This is a genomic window from Flavicella sp. IMCC45537 (assembly GCF_057197705.1).
Genome location: NZ_CM170067.1, coordinates 3,544,243 through 3,562,926, shown reverse-complemented (window position 1 = coordinate 3,562,926; position 18,684 = coordinate 3,544,243). Strand labels below are relative to the sequence as shown.

The window sequence follows — 18,684 nt, the reverse complement described above, 5'->3', positions numbered from 1 at the left end:
TTTTAAAACTTAAATCACAATGATAATTACTTTAATTGCAGGGATTGCAGTAGCAGTTTTGTTAGCCATCCTTATTATGAAATTCATTCCTTTAAAACTTCAGTGGCTTGTTTCAATTGTACTACTTGGTGTAGCAGGATATTTAGGTTATTCTATCTATGATAGTATTATGGGACCGATTCGTTTTAACATTGAAAAGAAGGTACGATATGCAAAAGTAATTGAGAATTTAAGAATGATTCGTGATGCACAAGATGCTCATAAAACGATTACAGGTAAATTCGAGAGAAATGGAGAGAAACTTATTAAGTTTTTAGATTCAGCTGAATTTGCTATTACTAATACTCACAACGAAATCAAACAAGTTAACAAAGGAACTAAATGGCAACCAATTATGGTTGAGGTTGAGGAAAAAGTAACTGATACTACCGGATATGAATCTGTTAAAGAAACAGTTTTCAAAGGTAGAGACTATACTCAAATGCTTAAAGTACCTGACACTAACGAAGAATTTAAAATTACAGTTGGTTACATCACTAAAGTAGCAGGTTTAGAAGTTCCTGTATTTATTGCCAAAGTTGATAAAGAAGTAATTTTAAAAGGTTTAGACCCACACTTGGTAAGACAAGAAAAAGAAGCTATTGGTGGAGACGAGGTAAAAGGTCCATTTTTATCTGTAGGTTCATTAGAAGAAGTTAATTCAAACGGAAACTGGCCTCCTTTTTATGACAAAAAGGGTAAATAATATCATTTGTAAATCAGTTGAAAACACTGATTTAAAAGAAACTCAATTGTCCATCCAAATTAATTTGGATGGATTTTCTTTTTGCGTCTATTCGCCACTAAGAAATCAAACTATTGTTTTTCAGTCTTTTGAATTTGAAAGCAAAGCGCTTACTCCAGAAACGCTACTTAAAAACATAGAAGCGATTTATGAGGAGAATGAATTTCTTAAGCAAGATTATAAAAAGATAGAAGTTATACATCAAAATGAATTGGCAACCTTAGTACCCGATTCTCTGTTCGACGAAAACAACCTAAAATCTTATTTAAACCATACGGTAAAGGTTTTACCAATAGATTTTATTTGTGCCGATAAACTGAGTAGTATAGACGCAAATACTGTTTATATTCCTTTTGTAAATATTAATAACTTCCTATTTAATATATACGGTTCATTTGAATACTTCCATAGCTTCACCAAACTAATAGAAAGCACAAGTAAACTACACACATCCAATAATTCTGATAAAATTTACATCCATGTAAATGAAAGAAATTTTGAATTGGTAGCCTATAAACAGGATCAACTACAAGTCGTTAATAGATTCGAATTTCAAACTGCTCAAGATTTTATTTACTATATTCTTTTTACTGCAGAACAATTAAAATTCGACACAGAAAAATTGCATTTGATATTAATGGGTAGTATCGAGAAAGAATCGGAATTATTTTCCATTCTTTATACTTACATCAGAAACATTTCATTTCACAAAGCTCAAAACCTACCAAATACTGCCGAATTTGCTAGCCTGTCTAAACACAACCACAGCTTACTTTTTAACTAATTTGAAATAATTAACAGATTCATTAAACATGAGAATCATTTCCGGAAAACACAAAGGAAGACGTCTAAGTGCTCCTAAAAACCTGCCTGTAAGACCTACGACTGACATGGCTAAAGAATCTCTTTTTAACATCCTAAACAACACGTATTATTTTGAAGATTTAGAAGTCTTAGATCTTTTTAGCGGGACAGGAAACATTAGTTTTGAATTTGCTTCTAGAGGAACAGAAAAAATAACCTCGGTTGACAAACATTATGGATGTATCAAATATATCAACGAAGTTTGTAAAGATTTTGACTTTGATATCAATACTGTAAAAAGTGATGTCTACAAATTTATTGACAAGACGAAGATCAAAGCCGATATTATATTTGCAGATCCTCCTTATAATTTTTCTGATGAAGACTTCTCAAAAATTGCAACTGTTATTTTTGAAAAGGACTTGTTAAACGAAGATGGTTTATTAATCGTTGAGCACTCAAAACAAACAAAACTAGACAACCACCCTAATTTCTCCTATGAAAAAAGATACGGTGGTAATGTCTTCAGTTTTTTTGAAAAATAATTATAAAAAAAGAGAGCTAACTAGCTCTCTTTTTTTATAATTCTTGTCCCCAAAGGTATTTATAATCACAACTTTTGTTGCTTTCATTTATCTTAACAAAGGTTTCAACAACATGATCATTGTACCACTTTTCCATAGCATCCTCTTGCTTTTTTTGCAATGTCATTTGCTGTATCTTCACGTAATCCCTTGTGAAATCTGCTGTATGAGCTTCTCTCTTTTCTCTTAAAACAATTAACTTGAACATCTTTAAACCTTCTCTCGTTTCGTCATAGAAAGGCTCTGTAATATCTCCTACTTTCAAAGAACTAACTCTCCCATACAAACTAGGATCCATTCTGGTCAATTCAAAATTAGAATCATTAGTCTGAGGGTTGATAATAATCCCTTTATTTTGACGTGTTCCTTTGTCTTGAGAATACTTTAAAACCGCTTTTTCAAAGGTCAACTCATCTGCTAAAATACTATCTCTTATTTGCGTAATTTTCTCTTCTGCCTCTTTCAACTTTTCTTGTGTTACTTTTGGCTGAATTAAAATATGACGTACATCCAACTCCTGACCTTTTATCTTTTCAAGATGAATAATATGATATCCAAAATCAGATTTGAAAGGCTCTGAAATTTCACCTTCATCCAGACTAAAGGCAACTTCCTTAAACTCCTTTACAAACTGACTTTCTCTAGTTAAGGTATATTTTCCTCCATTTTGAGTAACCCCAGGATCCTCTGAATACAATACTGCTTTCATACGCATACTAGACCCATTTAAAATATCTTGACGTATTCCTTTTAACTTCTCGATAACCTCTTGATTTTCTTTCTCAGATGGCTTTATATGCATCACTATTTGGGCCATTTCTATTTCAGCACCAAATTGAGGCAAATTATTTTGAGACTCCAAACTCCTAAAATATACACGAACCTCTTCAGGAGTTACATTCACCTCTGAAACCACATTTTGTTTTTCTCTCTGTATCAATGTATTTTCTCTCTCAATACGAAGCAATTCTTTTCTCAAATCATCTTCATCATCAAAACCATACATTTTATATACCTTTTCTATAGAACCTAATTGTTGTTTTAAATAAGCGATATTTCGTTCTACGCCAGATTCAATTTCAGCATCAGAGACAATCACACTATCAACAACAGCATGATGTGCTAGCAATTTCTGTAACATAATTTGCTCGAGCATCTCACAATCAGACATTGTAATCTTCCCTTCACTATTATTATAAACCTCTTGCTTGAATTTTTCAACATCTGATTCTAATACAATATTTTCTCCTACCACTACGGCAACACCATCCACTTTAATTTTTTGAGCCTGTAAAACCAGCACACAAAAAAGAATTGGTAAAAGTGATATTATTCTTTTTATCATCTTAATAAATTTCAAATTGTTTATTTTTCATGGCATCATCTACCAACACTTCCTCTACTTTATGAATCATCTGTAACTTTCGCTGCTGCACAACCATCTGCTCAATTGTGTTAGACACGTAGCGTAAAGGTGCTATTTCATTTCTATTCAAAACATCTTTAATATAAATATAATACAGATCTCCCTCGTAGCTTTTTGCAATAAATTTCTTAGGTCTAAGCACCGTTGTATTAGAATAATTTTTCAAGACCGGTAACTTTCGTTGCACATCTTTATATCGAAACCATAAAGAATCGCTTAAGAAGGCATTCTGCATTTTATCTGTCTGTTCATCTAAAATAAACAAATCATTCATTGACTTAGACAAAAGCAAACGCTTGTATTTCGCTTTATTTTTATCATTTGGTTTTAAAGCAATATACTTAAACTTCACCAACTCTTCATTTATTCTAAAACTTGCTTTATTCTCCTCATAATATTTCTTCAAATCGTCATGAGAAACAACCGTATCCAATTCTTTTAGAACTAAGGCTTTTTTAAATGAGTTGATAAATAAATCTTCACGATAACGAGAGACCAACAATTCTAAATTCTCATTCTGACTTGGCATATTAACTTCTGCCTTTTGCAACAATAATTTTTTCTTAGCCCATGCCAAAATTAAATTATTTGCAACTTCTGCACTATCCTTTTTAGCAACATCATGTGGAAAAACAAGTTCTAAATCTTCTTGATAAAACTTATGGTCATACACCTTAGCTATCAACTTAGAATCCTTATTTTTTTGCGTGGACTGAAAGAAGTCACAACTAGAAAAAACTACAATTAACGATATGTAATAAATATATTTACTCACTGTAAATTTCCATTTGAGAGGCAAGTTTCTTCACGGTCCTTTTATAAATTTTCACTTCATGTTTGGCTCTTAAACCCGCCAACCAGTCTTCTTGAATTTGGTTTTGGAAATCACTTATAACCTTCCCTTTTATATCATCAAATTCTTGCTGTACAGCTTCTTCTTTTTCAAATATTTTTACAATAACAGAATAATCACCTTGCTGATATACATTTGTCTCACCAACAACAAAATTCACCTCTTTAGGAAAAATTGCATTAGTTTTCTCAAAAGAACCAGACTTGATCAAAACACCTTCTTTCTTCTCAACTGCCATAGTTACTTTTGCAATAGAATCTGAATCAGAAACTAATTCCTTCAAAGCCTCTACCTGCTCAGAAATTTTAGTACTCACAACAACCGCATTAAATGATTCTGGCTTGATATAATCTGCTTTGTGAGATTTATAAAACTCTTGTAAACCAATAGTATCGTTTTGAGCAGCATCCCAAATTTTTTCTTTCATCAAATCAAATAACAAAAGTCCATTTTTATACTCTTGAAACAAATTTTTAAATTCCTCATCTGTTTCCTCTAAATGCACTTTATAATACTCTAAAATCTCCTGATCCAAAAAAGGATTAAAATTTTGCATTGCCGTACGATCTCTTCTATTCATTATATAATTAGAAAAATCTTTTTGCGTTAAAGTATCATTTTGAATTTTAACCAACCAAGTATTCAAAGAGTCTACAACTACAAAACTAGGATTTTCAAATTCCTTTTTTGCAGTTTCATTTATTTCAATGGTATATTCCTTCTTTAATCTTAGAACTACAGGATTTGACAATGTTTTAGACCTACTATCTTTTTTAGTTTTCTGAAGCAATTCCTCTTTCACTTCTTCAAAACTACTTACTGGATAATGGTTTAAATATTTTACTATATGCCAACCATATGCCGTTTTAAAAGGCTTAGAATATTTATTTTCTGGTGTCAAAGCAAAACTAATCTCACCAAATGGAGGCGGCAATGAACCAACACCAAATCTATTTAACTTCCCTCCGTTTACAGAAGATCTTTTATCATCAGAATATTTTTTTGCCAACTCTTCAAAACTTGTACCTGACAAAAGCTCATCATACACTTTATTTATTGTAGATGTTCCAGGTGCGGTAGTATCCCTAATCATTATATGCGCTACTTCCATCTCTCCCATAGATTCTCTTACATCAACAACCTTTAAGAAATGATATCCAAACTGTGTCCTAAAAACCTCAGACAACTCTCCTTTTGGAGTATTAAAGGCAGCACTTTCAAAAGGGTATACCATTCTAAAAGCAGAAAAATAACCTAAATCACCCGCATTTGTTTTAGCACTTGGATCCTCTGACTTCTCTTTGGCTACAGCATCAAAGTCAGCTCCATCAATAATACTTTGTCTGATCGCAGTAATTTTTTCATAAGCAGCTACCGTATCCGTAGCGTTTTTATCAACTCTTATTAAAATATGACTTGCACGTATTTCTGACAACGTTCTATCATAAGCTTCTAAAACTAGGCTATCAATTAAACTATCATCATTCAAATATGGCAGTACCAACTGATTTCTATACCTTGCCACCTCTTCAATATAAGAGGCTATGGTGTCCATTTGAAGCTCCTCTGCCTCTATCAACTTTAACTTATAGTCAACAAAAAGCTGAACATCCTCATCTATACTCGGGGTTTCACCTTGGATTTTTAAATTTTTATTTTTTCCAAACAATCGTTCAAATTCGGAAGCATATACTTTTTCCTTGTCAATTTTCAATAAAACTTTATCTCTATTTTTCTGTGCTATCACAGAAGATCCTATCAATAAAAAAAAGGCAATGGTTTTAATTTTCTTAAGCATAAATTTTTTCATATTTTAAACAAACAATAGGTGGTAAATCTATTCTATTTTCAATCTTGCAAGTTATTCTATGGTTACGTCTTTTTGTGTTAAAAGTATCACAAAGAAATAATACCTTCAATTCCTGAAACTTCTTTGTATTTAGCAATTACCTCATCAGAACTTTTCACAACTTTAGTAATTGAAACACTTACGTATTTGTTTGTCTTTGAATTTTTGGTATTTATCACTACTCCTGGTAAATCAAATACATCTTTCACCTCCTTTAATTGATTTTTAGTAGTTGGAACTATAAACTTAAATAGATATTTTGACGGAAAAGTGGATGCGTTATCCAAACTTTCTTTTAACTTATCGTAAAATTCTGATTGCTTACTCATTATTCTAGTATTTTCTAAACGATTTCTTCTCTTATTTTAAAGAACACAAAATTACACATTATCGATGACTTGTGAAATGTTGATTTTGTTTATTTTAATACGCTCCAATACAAAGATTGCAGCTTTGTTAAGTAACGTTTCAAGTGTAAAAATAGTATGTTTGCAACATGCAGAAAAAAATCATAATTACTGGTGGTCCGAGTACAGGAAAATCAAGCATCATCAATGCTCTTATCTCAAAAGGACAACATTGCATGCCAGAAATTTCTAGGGAGGTTATATTAGAGGCCAGAGAAAAAGGCATTGAACATTTATTCCTAGATTCTCCTATTATGTTTAGTGAAATTTTGCTAGAAAAAAGAATTGAACAATTTTTCAATGCTGAAAAAAACGAAACGGAAATTGTTTTTTTTGACAGAGGTGTCATTGACATCATTGCATATCTAAATTTTGCAGACTCCAAACACAAAATAAATTTTAATGATTTTTTAAACAAGCATTCGTATGATCTTGTTTTTATATGCCCCCCATGGAAAAAAATACACACCACGGACAACGAACGCTATGAATCCTTTGATGAAGCAAAAAAAATCCATTTAGAATTATTAAAAAGCTATCAAGATTATGGCTACAAGGCTATAGAAATCCCATTAGACAGCATCGAAAACAGAGTAGATTTTGTATTAAAAAACATCAATTAAAAAAACTTTCGTATTTTTAATTATATACATTACAAGGACTGAATACTGCTAAAGACATATTAAAAAAATACTGGGGTTTTAATTCCTTTAGACCTTTACAAGAGGAAATAGTCTCTACCGTTTTAGCTAAAAAAAACTGTATTGCCTTACTCCCTACTGGAGGCGGAAAATCCATTTGCTATCAAGTTCCTGCCTTAGCTCAAAAAGGGGTTTGTTTAGTTATTTCTCCACTACTAGCCTTGATGCAAGATCAAGTTGAAAGTCTACATAGAAAAAAAATTAAAGCGGTTGCGTTAAACAAACCAATGTCGCAAAACGACACGATTATTCTTTTTGACAACATCCAGTTTAATAATATAAAATTTCTATATCTATCTCCAGAAAAACTGCAAACCACATTTATTCAAGAAAAAATAAAACAACTGAATATTTCTTTAGTTGCCATAGACGAAGCGCATTGTATATCTGAATGGGGACACGATTTTAGACCTTCCTACTTAGAACTAAAAATCCTAAAAGAATTATGTCCGGATGCAAATACTATTGCCTTAACTGCTTCCGCCACACCAAAAGTTTTGGAAGACATGTCAAAACAATTAGAAATTGACACGCCACAAATTTTTCAAAAATCATTTAAGAGAGAAAATTTAGCCTATCAAATATTTGAAGTTGAAGATAAAATTTTTAAGATAAAACAAATCCTCACAAAAATAAATGCACCTACAATCATTTATACGAATACAAGAAAAGAGACTAAAAAAATAAGCGATGTTTTAAACACTCAAGGTTTTAAAACCACTTTTTATCATGGGGGACTTAGCAACAATGAAAAACAACTTGCGTATACCAACTGGTTTACAGAAAAAACACCAACAATAATTGCAACCAATGCTTTTGGAATGGGAATCGACAAACCAAATATCCGTGTCGTTATTCATCTAAAAATCCCTAACAGTATAGAGAATTATTTACAAGAAGCAGGTAGGGCTGGAAGAGATGGTAAAAAAGCTTTTGCCGTAATGTTACTTCAAAAAAACGATGTTAATTTATTTAAGAAAAACCATATAGAACAAGAAGTTACAATTGATTATTTAAAAAAGATTTATTTTCAATTGAACCAATTTTACACCATTTCCATAGGTGAACTTCCATTAGAAGAATTCAGCTTTGAAATAAATAAATTTTGCAATAGTTATAAGTTACCCTACACTAAAACATATAACGCCTTGAAAACACTAGCTACCCATCAAATAGTTTCGTTTTCAGAAGGACTTCAAAAAAAAACCAGTGTAAAATTTATAACCTCTAGTGATACTGTTTTAAATTACACCCAACAATACCCTTCAGTTGATAAATTCATCACCACAATTCTACGTTCATTTGGCGGGATTTTTGAAAACACTGTTCAAGTGAATGAATACAACTTAGCAAAAAAACTAAACCTTCCCATACAACAGGTTTTAAAACACTTTGAGAAACTAGCTAAAGATGGAATCATCAATTATTATCCTGCTAGTAATTCTGCAAATTTAAAATTTTTAGTTGCTCGAGATGATGATAGAACAATCAACACCATTGCAAAAGCCATATCAAGATTACAACATAATAAAGACTTTAAGGCTTCTGCAATTGCTACATTTGTAGAAAACACAAACAAATGCAGAAGCGTGCAACTCCTCAGCTACTTTAAAGAAACTAAAACAGAAAACTGCGGCATTTGTGATGTATGTTTAAAGAATAAAACTAGAACCACAGAAAAAAACCTTGCCCAGCACATTTTAACCCTACTTTATTCGAGTAATGCTACAACATCTAGAGAACTCGTTTTAAAACTTACACAATATCAAGAAATTGACATTTTAAACACTTTAGAACAATTAGTAGAACAAAATCTAGTTGCACTAAATGACTTAGGATATTATGATATCTCTCACAAACAATAAGTCAATCAAACTTCAATTTTGCAATTAGAACTCTATATTTGCAACATTAGAAATTATCATTCCAATAATTCATACCATGAAAGATTTAAAAATCGTTTTTATGGGTACTCCAGATTTTGCGGTGGCCATATTAGACAAGTTACTTACAGAAAACTATAATATAGTAGGAGTTATTACCGCTCCAGACAGACCCGCAGGAAGAGGAAGAAAACTAAATGAATCTGCAGTTAAGAAGTTTGCCTTACTGAATGATTTACCAGTTCTACAACCAACAAATTTAAAAGACCCTTTATTTTTAGAGGAATTAAAAGACCTTAATGCAGACTTGCAAATTATTGTTGCCTTTAGAATGCTGCCCGAAGCTGTTTGGAACATGCCTAAACTAGGAACTTTTAATTTGCACGCCTCTTTATTACCTGACTACAGAGGAGCAGCACCCATCAACTGGGCAATTATCAATGGTGAAACAAAAACTGGAGTTTCCACTTTTTTCCTAGACGATAAAATTGACACGGGTGCAATCATCCTTCAAAAAGAAACAGACATAGCCGAAGATGAAACGGTAGGGATATTACATGATAAATTAATGCATCTTGGAAGTGATCTTGTGATAGATACTTTAAAACTAATCGAATCAGGCAAAGCAACAACAACGGTTCAACCAGAAAAAATCACAAAAGCTGCCTATAAAATCCATACTGACACTTGTAAGATAGACTGGACAAAACCTTTAAACGAGATTTACAATCTTATTCGAGGATTGAACCCTTACCCTGCTGCTTGGACAAACTTCATAAACGACTCAAAGGAATCAAAATTGAAAATTTATGATGTAGAGAAAGAATTTGAACAACACAACGAAGAAATAGGATCCATAATAACCGATAAAAAATCCCTAAAAATAGCGACTAGAGATGGCTATCTAAAAGTCTTAGGCCTGCAATTATCAGGGAAAAAGCGCATGGATTCAGCTAGTTTACTTAACGGTTATACCTTTGAAAAAGGAGCCAAAGCACAGTAGGACTGATAAAAAACTGAAGAAATAGTGTAAAAAAGACAGGTGTTATTAACAATTACCCCTCTTTTATTAACAAAGTAGGGTGTTTTTATGTCCAACACTTGCACGAACCCTTATTCCTGCTATATTTGTTAAGACAAAACAAAAAATATAAAACCAATTTTTAATTTTTAAAACTATAATTATGAACAAATCAGAATTAATTAGTGAAATGGCTGCTGACGCAGGAATCTCAAAAGCTGCTGCTAAAGCTGCATTAGAATCTTTAACTGATAACGTAACTAAAACTTTAAAAGGTGGAGGTAAAGTTGCTTTAGTTGGATGGGGAACTTGGTCAGTATCTAAAAGAGAAGCTAGAGAAGGTAGAAATCCTCAAACTGGAGCTACTATTCAAATCGCTGCTAAAAACATCGTTAAGTTTAAAGCAGGAGCTGGATTAAGCGACTCAGTAAACTAATTATAAGAAAATATCTTATCAAAAACTTCCTTGGTTTTCTAAGGAAGTTTTTTTTGTTCCATATTTTCACTATCTTCATATCTAAACCCAAACATAAATGGACTCATTAGCACCTCATAAAGGGAGACTTTTAGTTGCAGAACCATCTATTTTAAATGATAGTTCTTTCAATCGATCTGTAGTACTACTTACGGAACATTCTCAAGATAGCTCAATTGGTTTTATCCTTAATAAACCACTATCCTATACCCTACGTGATTTAATACCAGATATTGATTGTGATTTTATCGTTTATCAAGGTGGGCCAGTTGAACAAGACAACCTCTATTTTATACATCAAATACCAGAACACATCCCTAACAGCATAGAGGTTGGTAATGGCATTTACTGGGGCGGTAATTTTAATTCTTTAGTAGATTTACTTAATAACAAAAAGATTGACAACAGTAGCATACGTTTTTTCCTTGGCTACTCGGGATGGTCATCCAATCAACTACTAGATGAAATGGACACCAACTCTTGGTTTTGCATAGAAAACAGTTATCCTAATATTTTAAAAGAAAAAAACAATTCGTTTTGGAAAAATCATCTTCTTGAAATCGGTGGCAAATACACGCTTTGGGCAAACGCACCATCAGACCCAAAACTAAATTAAGTTTTAGGCAAAGCTTTAAAAGCTTTTGCTATTCTACTCCCCACTGAAGTTTCAAAATTCTTCTTTCTATATTTAGTTACTGACTGAACACCTACAATGGCATTCGAAACAAAAACCTCATCCGCTTTTTGTAAATCAAAAGGCGAAATAGACTCTTCTTTTAGCTCAAAGGTCTCATCTTTTTCAATAATCTCAATAATTTTCTTTCTAGCAACACCTTTGATACATCCGTCTAATAATTTTGGTGTTCTGATCACACCGTCTTTTATTAAAAAGATATTGGCATTTGTTGTTTCAACAAGCTTTTTATCTTCATTAATCAAAACACAAGCATCTAAATCGTTCTCTTTGGCATAAATACTAGCTACAACATTCAATAATCTGTTAGAAGACTTTAAAGTAGATAACAATCCTGAGTTTAAATAATGGTCTTTATATAAATCTATCTCATAGGAAGTTTTAACCTCTGCAACCGTATCAAACGCTTCAATAAGAAATTCAATTTCATTCGTTTGGGGCGTATATAATCCACCTTCTTTTCTATAAACAGTGCATTTTACTTTAGTTACAACATCCTCTCCCACTAGTTTCACAAGATTCTGGATTTGTTTTTCTAAATAATCTAGGGTCAACTTCATAGGAATTTCCATACGTATCATACGCATCGAAGCCATCAATCTAAAATAATGATCTTCTAAAAAACATATCTCCCCTTCCTCAATTCTAATTGTTTCAAATAAAGAATCTCCATAGGCAAACCCTCTATTATTTTTAGAAAGATGAAAAGTTTCTTTCTCAATAAGTGCACCGTTATAATTAACCATTTTCTTTTTTTTAGAGCGACAAATTTAAACAAAAAAAACGCCTTGAACAGAAGTTCAAGGCGTTAATATTTTTTCTAACAAGCTCTATGCACCAATTGTTGACTTTAGATCTCCTATTTGATTTTCCCAAAGTAATTTAGCTTCTTCCATTTCATCTTCTTCCGCAAAATCAGTAACAATCAAAGAAACATCCTTAGTAATAGCATCAATCTGAATTTTAAACTCAAAATAAGAATCTGGATCTTCATCTTCAACCCACTTATACCTGGTTCTTTCATCCGTTTTATCAACTAAACGCTTTGCTTGCTCTTCAGCTCCATCCCATATAAAAGTATACATCGGACCTCTTGAATTTACATTATCAGCAAACCACTCTCCCAGCGCCGAAGGCGAAGAGAAATATTGATACAACATTGTTGGCGAAGCATGAATTGGAAATTCTAATTCAAATTTAATCTTACTCATATTTATACATCTTATGTCCACAATGTATGCTATTTTTTCAATAAAAAAAAATAATTTTAAAAGGTGATATTTTTTTTATTTTTTCCTTGCAATAACTCAAATTTATTCTATATTTGCACCCGCAAAAGGCGTGGTAGCTCAGATGGTTAGAGCGTCGGATTCATAACCCGGAGGTCAGCAGTTCAATTCTGCTTCACGCTACTAAAAAACTCTCAAGATTTCTTGAGAGTTTTTTTTATTTACAAAAAAATCATCTTCTAAAACAGATTGCTTACAATCAACTATTTAGTTTTTTACCCAACACAAAAAAACAGTATTGGAATGTCAAAAAGAGTAAACTCTAGAATCATTTCAATGAAAGAAACTTACTCTTAAAAATAGAAAAACAACTTATATAACAGATTTCAATTCGAAAAGTAAAACCTTCTTAAAACAAAAAAGCCTCTCTAAACAGAGAAGCTTTTTATTTGTACAGGCGGAGAGAGTACATAAAATAAAAATTCACTAATCCTTAGCGCCACTGTTTTTATTCACAAAACAATAAAAAAGCCAATAAAAACAACAGAATCAAATATATTCATTTTTGATGTATTTCGATTCGGTTTGAATTAGTTTTTATTTAGCCGTACAAAAACCGTACACAAATACTATATTTGTACAGTAAACATTTTTATCATGGCTTCTGTAAACTTCCTATATCGATCCACAAAAGAACAAGAAAATCTAGTATTACGTTTTCTTTATAGAAACTCAAGTATACCTTCAAAGGTATTAGACAAAAAGACAAGAGAAAGAATTGAAGTACCATACACCGATTTTGTATTAGCCGTTAAAACAAAAAAAGAATTATTAAGAATCTCAAAAACATATTGGACTAAGCAACACAAAAAGAAATCAAAAGATATTGACATCATAAACAAACAAGCTGAAATCAACACCGAACTTAATAAGATTGAAAACCATATTTTAAAAGCCTTCAACTCTTCTAATATTAATTCAATAAATAAGGAGTGGCTACAAATACAAATCGACAACTATTACACCCCTCCGCAACAAAACAAAAAAGCACCTAACGATTTAGTAAACTATATTGATTTTTATATTAACTACCGTAAAAATGAAACAACTCAGAGTACGTTAAAAAAAATAAAAGTAATAAAACAACTCTTAATACGTTTTGAAGCCTACAGAAAATCAACCATCTTTATAAAAAACATTAACGATAATTTCAAAAATGAATTTGTTAATTATTGTAAAGATGAATTATACGCTCAAAACACAATACAACGAGCGTTTGTTTTTATTAAAACCTTTTGTAAACATGCTAAATTTTTAGGAATTGAAACACACCACCAATTGGACAGTTTAAAAGTAGATAGACAAAAAGTAGATAAAATTTACTTAACCTTTGAAGATTTAACTAAAATTGAGAACATCACTAAAGAAAAACTAACGGATAGTTTAGATAACGCAAAAGACTGGCTAATTATTAGTTGTTATACAGGGCAAAGAATATCTGATTTTATGAGGTTTAGAAAGGAGCAAATTAGGATTGAAAATGAAAAACACCTAATTGAGTTCACACAAGTAAAAACAGGTAAAAATATGACAGTTCCTCTACATCCTAAAGTAATTGAAATACTCAATAAAAGAAACGGAGAGTTTCCTTATAAAATTTCAGACCAAAAATATAATAACTTCATAAAAACAGTTTGCGAACTAGCAGAAATAAACCAACCAACCAAAGGAAGTAAAATGATTGAAACTAAAAAAGGAAGTAAGGTTTTCAGAAAACAATCAGGTACTTATAAAAAACACGAACTAGTAACCTCACATATTGGCAGACGCTCTTTTGCTACAAATTTCTACACAACAATACCAACCTCTTTATTAATAAACATAACAGGACATAGTACCGAAGTAATGTTCCTGAATTACATCGGCAAAAGCAATAAAGATTTAGCTTTAGAAATAGGCAAATACTTCAACTAAAAAACAACTTTCAACCCCATACCTCCAATTTTAAAAAAATAACGCTATGAATAAAACCAACTATTTAAATATTATTCTATCAGGTTTCATAAAAAACCCTGACACATTAAAGGTTCACTTAATTAGACATCAACAAACGGAGAAAAGAGATAATTTTGTTAGCGTGGTGGAATTCTATGATAATTGCAATACTGTAGTAAAAAAAATAAAAGACCAAATTCTAAATTTATATTACAGTAGAAAAAAAGAACTCTACTTGATATTGTCAGACCAAGAATCAAAAAACATAGACATCTCTGACACCCAAAAAGAGATTGATTCTCTGAAACCAAACAATTTCCAAATACCGTTATATTTAATCACAAACCAGCAATTCAGAGGACACTTAAGCTATTCAGATATTGAATTTATCGAAAACACTATTAAACAAATATTTGTTCATCTAGACGAAAAAACAGACTACACACTACAATGTGATGAAGGAAATTTTTATTATTCAGGACTAGAAAATAAACTTTACACAGATAGAGAGTTTTATGAAAAAATATATTTAACCGAAGGCAAATTAAAATTCCCTATGAATTGCCCTGATTTAATACCTGAGTACTATGATTTAGCTTTAGAAGAATATCTAAAAGAAGAAAAACAAAACACAAAATTATTTATAAATGATATTTGGATAAAAAAAGAATTCATCTCTTTGGAATATAAAAAACTAACTGTTTTAATTGATGGCTTAGAAGATTTCATACAAAAAAACAAACATCATACCTTCAAGAGCAAACAAAAACTTCTAAAATACTGCAAGAGATATTCCGCCTTTTTGGATGATAAACTTAATCATTTAACAAAACCTGAAGAAAATAGACCTGAGGACGTTCAAACAACAGATAAGGTCAAAAATGAAACAAAAAAAGAACTTTATAATAATGTTTTTGTAAATAATTCCTTTGAGATTTGGAAAAGTATGTTTCAAGAATTCAAAATCACCACTACGAGTAGAACAGATATCGATTTCATGTTTCAGATAATGAAGTATAATAAATTAATTCATGAAAATGTTGGAAATAAAAATATGCAAGATTGGATGAGTGAATTCTATCAAGATTCATTTGAAAAAGTCAGATTTACAGATATCAATTCATCTGCGAACGAAAAAAGATTAGCACTATACAACCACATAACAGGCTAATCAATAGATAACACAAAGCGTGTCCAAAAAGATACAATACCTATTCTTTAAGAACATAACAACAGGGCAATCTTGCGGTATTATTAATCATAAATACTGCAATAATGCAAAATTCAATTTTATTACAAAATGTAACTCTTGATGATTTAGCAAAGCTAATCAAAGACGACAGAAAAAGTCAAATAGAAGACTTTAAAAAAGCATTTAACACACACGAATCTGATGCTTTGTTAACACGTGAAGAAACGTGCAAATATCTACAAATAGACAGCTCTACTCTTTGGCACTGGACTAACAAAGGCAAAGTGATAGCTTACGGAATAGGTAACCGCAGATACTACAAAAAAGCAGAGTTGTTGCAATCTTTGAAACCTTTAAAAAAATAAGGTTATGAATGCAAACAACAAACATAACCCTATAACACCGAACGCAAACGGAATAGGTAAAGATAAGTTTTTAAACTTACAATACATTCAAAGTCAAGTTGAACTAGGAACACGACTATCTCTTAAAGAACTAAAAAAGAAATACTCAGAAGAACACTTGTTTTATATTGCCTTAAGACACATCACAACAACAAAAAAAGCCCTTTGTAAATCATTGAACATTAATATTGATAATGCTTGTAGATTTAAAAGAAATTACGAATTAAACGGTCTTTTAAAAGAATCCATCAATAACGAGGTTTGTCCATACACAAAATATCCTGCAAAGTTATTAAGCACAAACCCTGACGAGTTCGAAAAACTTACTAATTCTAACCAATTAAAACTCTTTTAGCGATGAGGGTCTACAAGCCAATAATCTTGTATTTGCCCGATCTGTTAGTTAAAGAATTACATAATTATTTAAGTAAGTGTCCTCCTAATTTTAAATTTGAAATAACTTATTTCTATTATGTCATTCATTATTTGACTACAAAGCAAATACAAGACAAAAAGAACGAATACTTTTCTTTAAATAGTGAGTTTTTGAAAAGTGTAACTGTTAGTAATATAACTAGATACATTAAAATATTAAAAAATGGTGAGTTTATAATATGCGATAATGATTATAAAATAGGAGTCAAATCTTTAGGCTATAAGATAAATCCAGTATTCATAAAAAACATACAACAGATAGAGCTAACCAAAGAGTCCAAATTAAGCAAAACACTATTAAAGAAATGTAGCAATAAGAGGTCGCACGTTAACAGATTAGAACCTCATTTAAGGGCAATGTACGATGAATTAATGAAAGTGGATATTGACTATCAAAGAGCAATTGAATGGGTTGAAATCAATGCAAATGACAAACAGAAATTAAATTATTTAACCGCTTTAAATCAAATAGAAGATAAGAGGTTTAGATACTTCAAAAGAAACAAAACCAATAAGAGACTTGATACAAATCTGACTAATTTAAAAAGTGATTTAAAAAAGTTTATCAAAGGTGATTATGTTAGTATTGACTTAAAGAACTCACAGCCTTTTTTATTAGGTATATTAATAGATAGTATAATAAACAATAAGGATACCTTATGTTGTTATTTAGATAAAGAGAACCTAATCAAAGCCTTTGGTATTAAAAGGATTAAGCAAGTTTTATTATCTCACCAAAACTTAGAAAGCAATGATTTGGTGAAATTTAGAACGTTTTATAATACTGTTATAAAAGGTATGTTGTATGATGATTTTGTTAAGCTCTATTCAGGTGCTACAACAAGAAAAGAAGTAAAGAATGTGATGTTTAAAGTTCTTTTTTCTCAAAATGAATGCTTTAGTAAGTATAAAAAATTTGTGCCTTATGAAGATGACAAAAAACTATTTTCAAGTGTTTTTCCCTTTGTTTACGAAGTAACAAAAGCGTTAAAAGTTAAAGCCCATAATATACTACCCATTTATTTACAGAAACTTGAGAGTTACTTGTTTATAGACTGCATAGCAAAGAAACTTGTTTATAATGGAATTGTTCCTTTTACGATTCACGATTCCATTATTATCAAAATTGAAGACCAAGTCCAAGCTATTGAGATTATGAACACTGTTTTTATAGAAGAAATAGGAATGATTCCTTCATACGACATAAAAAAACTAAAAGATTAAATATTAATGTTCCCTAACTATCTAGGTTACAATCGTAAATAATTAAACACATAACAAAGTAAGAAATGGCAAAACCTTATACATTCCCAATACTACTAGATGATGCAAAACAAATCAGCATTACTAAACTTAAAGAATGGAAATACCTTGAAGGAAATCAGATTATAAACGGCACAATTAAATGGAGTAGAAACGAACAAGAAACTGGTAAAATTTCAATAACTGTTAATACAAAAAGTAAAGAACCTTTCTTAGAACTAAACTACGTAGCAAACGGAGAACAAACAGACTATAAAATTAAACTAATACAAATGAAGTCAAATCTTGGAAAGGGTTCTATTTGGTATTTCTTATGCCCCACAACAAACAAACCCTGCAGAAAACTGTATTTAGTAGGTAGATACTTTTTACATCGTGAAGCCTTTAAAAACCATATGTATGAAAGTCAAATTCAGAGTAAACAATACAGAACATTATACAAGCAATTTAAAGAACACTTTAACATTGACCTTTACTACGAAGAACTTAACAAAAAACACTTCAGAAAAAACTATAAAGGAAAGCCAACAAAAAGATATTTACAACTAAAAAAACTGATTGAACAAGCAGAATTCATTCCGTTTCAACAATTTAAAAATAAAATGCTTTGAATATTAATTTTATTTAAGTAACTTCAATTAACTACTGGAATAGTAGTTTTAAATCTATAGCAAAAGAGAGGTAT

The 18,684-nt window shown here is 31.0% G+C and carries 20 protein-coding genes and 1 tRNA gene; 15 read left to right on the top strand and 6 right to left on the bottom strand.

Annotated features, from left to right (window positions below):
- Positions 1 to 19 precede the first annotated feature (19 nt).
- Genes AC2DGP_RS14555 through AC2DGP_RS14545 form a run of 3 tightly spaced genes read left to right on the top strand, consistent with a single transcriptional unit; the run spans position 20 to position 2,133 of the window.
- Positions 20 to 745, top strand: a complete 726-nt coding sequence (locus tag AC2DGP_RS14555; RefSeq protein WP_484490788.1) for a hypothetical protein — start codon at positions 20 to 22, stop codon at positions 743 to 745.
- Positions 726 to 1,568, top strand: a complete 843-nt coding sequence (locus AC2DGP_RS14550) for a DUF3822 family protein (RefSeq protein ID WP_484490787.1) — start codon at positions 726 to 728, stop codon at positions 1,566 to 1,568. The genes AC2DGP_RS14555 and AC2DGP_RS14550 overlap by 20 nt, the downstream gene beginning before the upstream one ends.
- A 28-nt stretch (positions 1,569 to 1,596) precedes the next feature.
- Positions 1,597 to 2,133, top strand: coding sequence for an RsmD family RNA methyltransferase (locus AC2DGP_RS14545; RefSeq protein ID WP_484490786.1), 537 nt, complete (start codon positions 1,597 to 1,599; stop codon positions 2,131 to 2,133).
- A 34-nt stretch (positions 2,134 to 2,167) separates the two neighbouring features.
- Here AC2DGP_RS14545 and AC2DGP_RS14540 read toward each other — a convergent pair whose 3' ends face one another.
- The 4 genes from AC2DGP_RS14540 to AC2DGP_RS14525 all read right to left on the bottom strand — a co-directional run bounded on the left by AC2DGP_RS14540 (position 2,168) and on the right by AC2DGP_RS14525 (position 6,629).
- Positions 2,168 to 3,517, bottom strand: a complete 1,350-nt coding sequence (locus AC2DGP_RS14540) for a peptidylprolyl isomerase (protein WP_484490785.1) — start codon at positions 3,515 to 3,517, stop codon at positions 2,168 to 2,170.
- Position 3,518: 1 nt separating this feature from the next.
- Complete coding sequence (locus tag AC2DGP_RS14535; RefSeq protein WP_484490784.1) at positions 3,519 to 4,373, bottom strand: peptidylprolyl isomerase; 855 nt, start codon at positions 4,371 to 4,373, stop codon at positions 3,519 to 3,521.
- Entirely contained in the window at positions 4,366 to 6,261 is a 1,896-nt protein-coding gene (locus tag AC2DGP_RS14530; RefSeq protein WP_484490783.1) for a foldase protein PrsA, read from the bottom strand. The genes AC2DGP_RS14535 and AC2DGP_RS14530 overlap by 8 nt, the downstream gene beginning before the upstream one ends.
- Before the next feature lie 86 nt (positions 6,262 to 6,347).
- Entirely contained in the window at positions 6,348 to 6,629 is a 282-nt protein-coding gene (locus AC2DGP_RS14525; RefSeq protein WP_484490782.1) for a DUF493 family protein, read from the bottom strand.
- A 167-nt stretch (positions 6,630 to 6,796) separates the two neighbouring features.
- Here AC2DGP_RS14525 and AC2DGP_RS14520 point away from each other — a divergent pair, with 167 nt between their 5' ends.
- The 5 genes from AC2DGP_RS14520 (at position 6,797) to AC2DGP_RS14500 (ending at position 11,403) form a co-directional block, all read left to right on the top strand.
- Positions 6,797 to 7,330 (top strand): AAA family ATPase, encoded by a 534-nt coding sequence (locus tag AC2DGP_RS14520; RefSeq protein WP_484490781.1) that lies wholly within the window; start codon positions 6,797 to 6,799, stop codon positions 7,328 to 7,330.
- 38 nt (positions 7,331 to 7,368) lie between these two features.
- On the top strand, positions 7,369 to 9,273 hold the full coding sequence (locus tag AC2DGP_RS14515; RefSeq protein WP_484492505.1) for a RecQ family ATP-dependent DNA helicase: 1,905 nt from the start codon (positions 7,369 to 7,371) through the stop codon (positions 9,271 to 9,273).
- A 76-nt stretch (positions 9,274 to 9,349) separates the two neighbouring features.
- Positions 9,350 to 10,294: a methionyl-tRNA formyltransferase gene (fmt, locus tag AC2DGP_RS14510; RefSeq protein WP_484490780.1), complete on the top strand. Its 945-nt coding sequence runs from the start codon at positions 9,350 to 9,352 to the stop codon at positions 10,292 to 10,294.
- 181 nt (positions 10,295 to 10,475) lie between these two features.
- Positions 10,476 to 10,748, top strand: a complete 273-nt coding sequence (locus tag AC2DGP_RS14505) for an HU family DNA-binding protein (protein WP_300326038.1) — start codon at positions 10,476 to 10,478, stop codon at positions 10,746 to 10,748.
- 97 nt (positions 10,749 to 10,845) lie between these two features.
- Positions 10,846 to 11,403, top strand: a complete 558-nt coding sequence (locus AC2DGP_RS14500; RefSeq protein ID WP_484490779.1) for a YqgE/AlgH family protein — start codon at positions 10,846 to 10,848, stop codon at positions 11,401 to 11,403.
- On the opposite strand, the gene AC2DGP_RS14495 is transcribed toward AC2DGP_RS14500, so the two are convergent.
- Both AC2DGP_RS14495 and AC2DGP_RS14490 read right to left on the bottom strand, forming a co-directional pair.
- The gene (locus AC2DGP_RS14495) at positions 11,400 to 12,227 is read right to left on the bottom strand and encodes an aminotransferase class IV (RefSeq protein ID WP_484490778.1); all 828 of its coding nucleotides are present in this window, start codon (positions 12,225 to 12,227) and stop codon (positions 11,400 to 11,402) included. The two genes, AC2DGP_RS14500 and AC2DGP_RS14495, sit on opposite strands and share 4 nt — an antisense overlap.
- Positions 12,228 to 12,311: 84 nt before the next feature.
- On the bottom strand, positions 12,312 to 12,692 hold the full coding sequence (locus AC2DGP_RS14490; RefSeq protein WP_484490777.1) for an START-like domain-containing protein: 381 nt from the start codon (positions 12,690 to 12,692) through the stop codon (positions 12,312 to 12,314).
- 127 nt (positions 12,693 to 12,819) lie between these two features.
- Between AC2DGP_RS14490 and AC2DGP_RS14485 the strand changes: the two genes are divergently transcribed.
- The 7 genes from AC2DGP_RS14485 (at position 12,820) to AC2DGP_RS14455 (ending at position 18,610) form a co-directional block, all read left to right on the top strand.
- Positions 12,820 to 12,893, top strand: a tRNA-Met gene (locus AC2DGP_RS14485).
- A gap of 474 nt (positions 12,894 to 13,367) precedes the next feature.
- Complete coding sequence (locus tag AC2DGP_RS14480) at positions 13,368 to 14,684, top strand: tyrosine-type recombinase/integrase (protein ID WP_484490776.1); 1,317 nt, start codon at positions 13,368 to 13,370, stop codon at positions 14,682 to 14,684.
- Between the two features lie 46 nt (positions 14,685 to 14,730).
- Positions 14,731 to 15,876 (top strand): hypothetical protein, encoded by a 1,146-nt coding sequence (locus tag AC2DGP_RS14475; RefSeq protein ID WP_484490775.1) that lies wholly within the window; start codon positions 14,731 to 14,733, stop codon positions 15,874 to 15,876.
- Between the two features lie 104 nt (positions 15,877 to 15,980).
- Positions 15,981 to 16,262, top strand: a complete 282-nt coding sequence (locus AC2DGP_RS14470) for a helix-turn-helix domain-containing protein (protein WP_484490774.1) — start codon at positions 15,981 to 15,983, stop codon at positions 16,260 to 16,262.
- Between the two features lie 4 nt (positions 16,263 to 16,266).
- Positions 16,267 to 16,656, top strand: coding sequence for a hypothetical protein (locus AC2DGP_RS14465; protein WP_484490773.1), 390 nt, complete (start codon positions 16,267 to 16,269; stop codon positions 16,654 to 16,656).
- A gap of 191 nt (positions 16,657 to 16,847) precedes the next feature.
- Positions 16,848 to 17,960 (top strand): hypothetical protein, encoded by a 1,113-nt coding sequence (locus AC2DGP_RS14460; protein WP_484490772.1) that lies wholly within the window; start codon positions 16,848 to 16,850, stop codon positions 17,958 to 17,960.
- A 65-nt stretch (positions 17,961 to 18,025) separates the two neighbouring features.
- Positions 18,026 to 18,610 carry a hypothetical protein gene (locus tag AC2DGP_RS14455; RefSeq protein WP_484490771.1) on the top strand — a complete coding sequence of 195 codons (585 nt, stop codon included), beginning with the start codon at positions 18,026 to 18,028 and terminating at the stop codon, positions 18,608 to 18,610.
- The last annotated feature ends 74 nt before the right edge of the window (positions 18,611 to 18,684 follow it).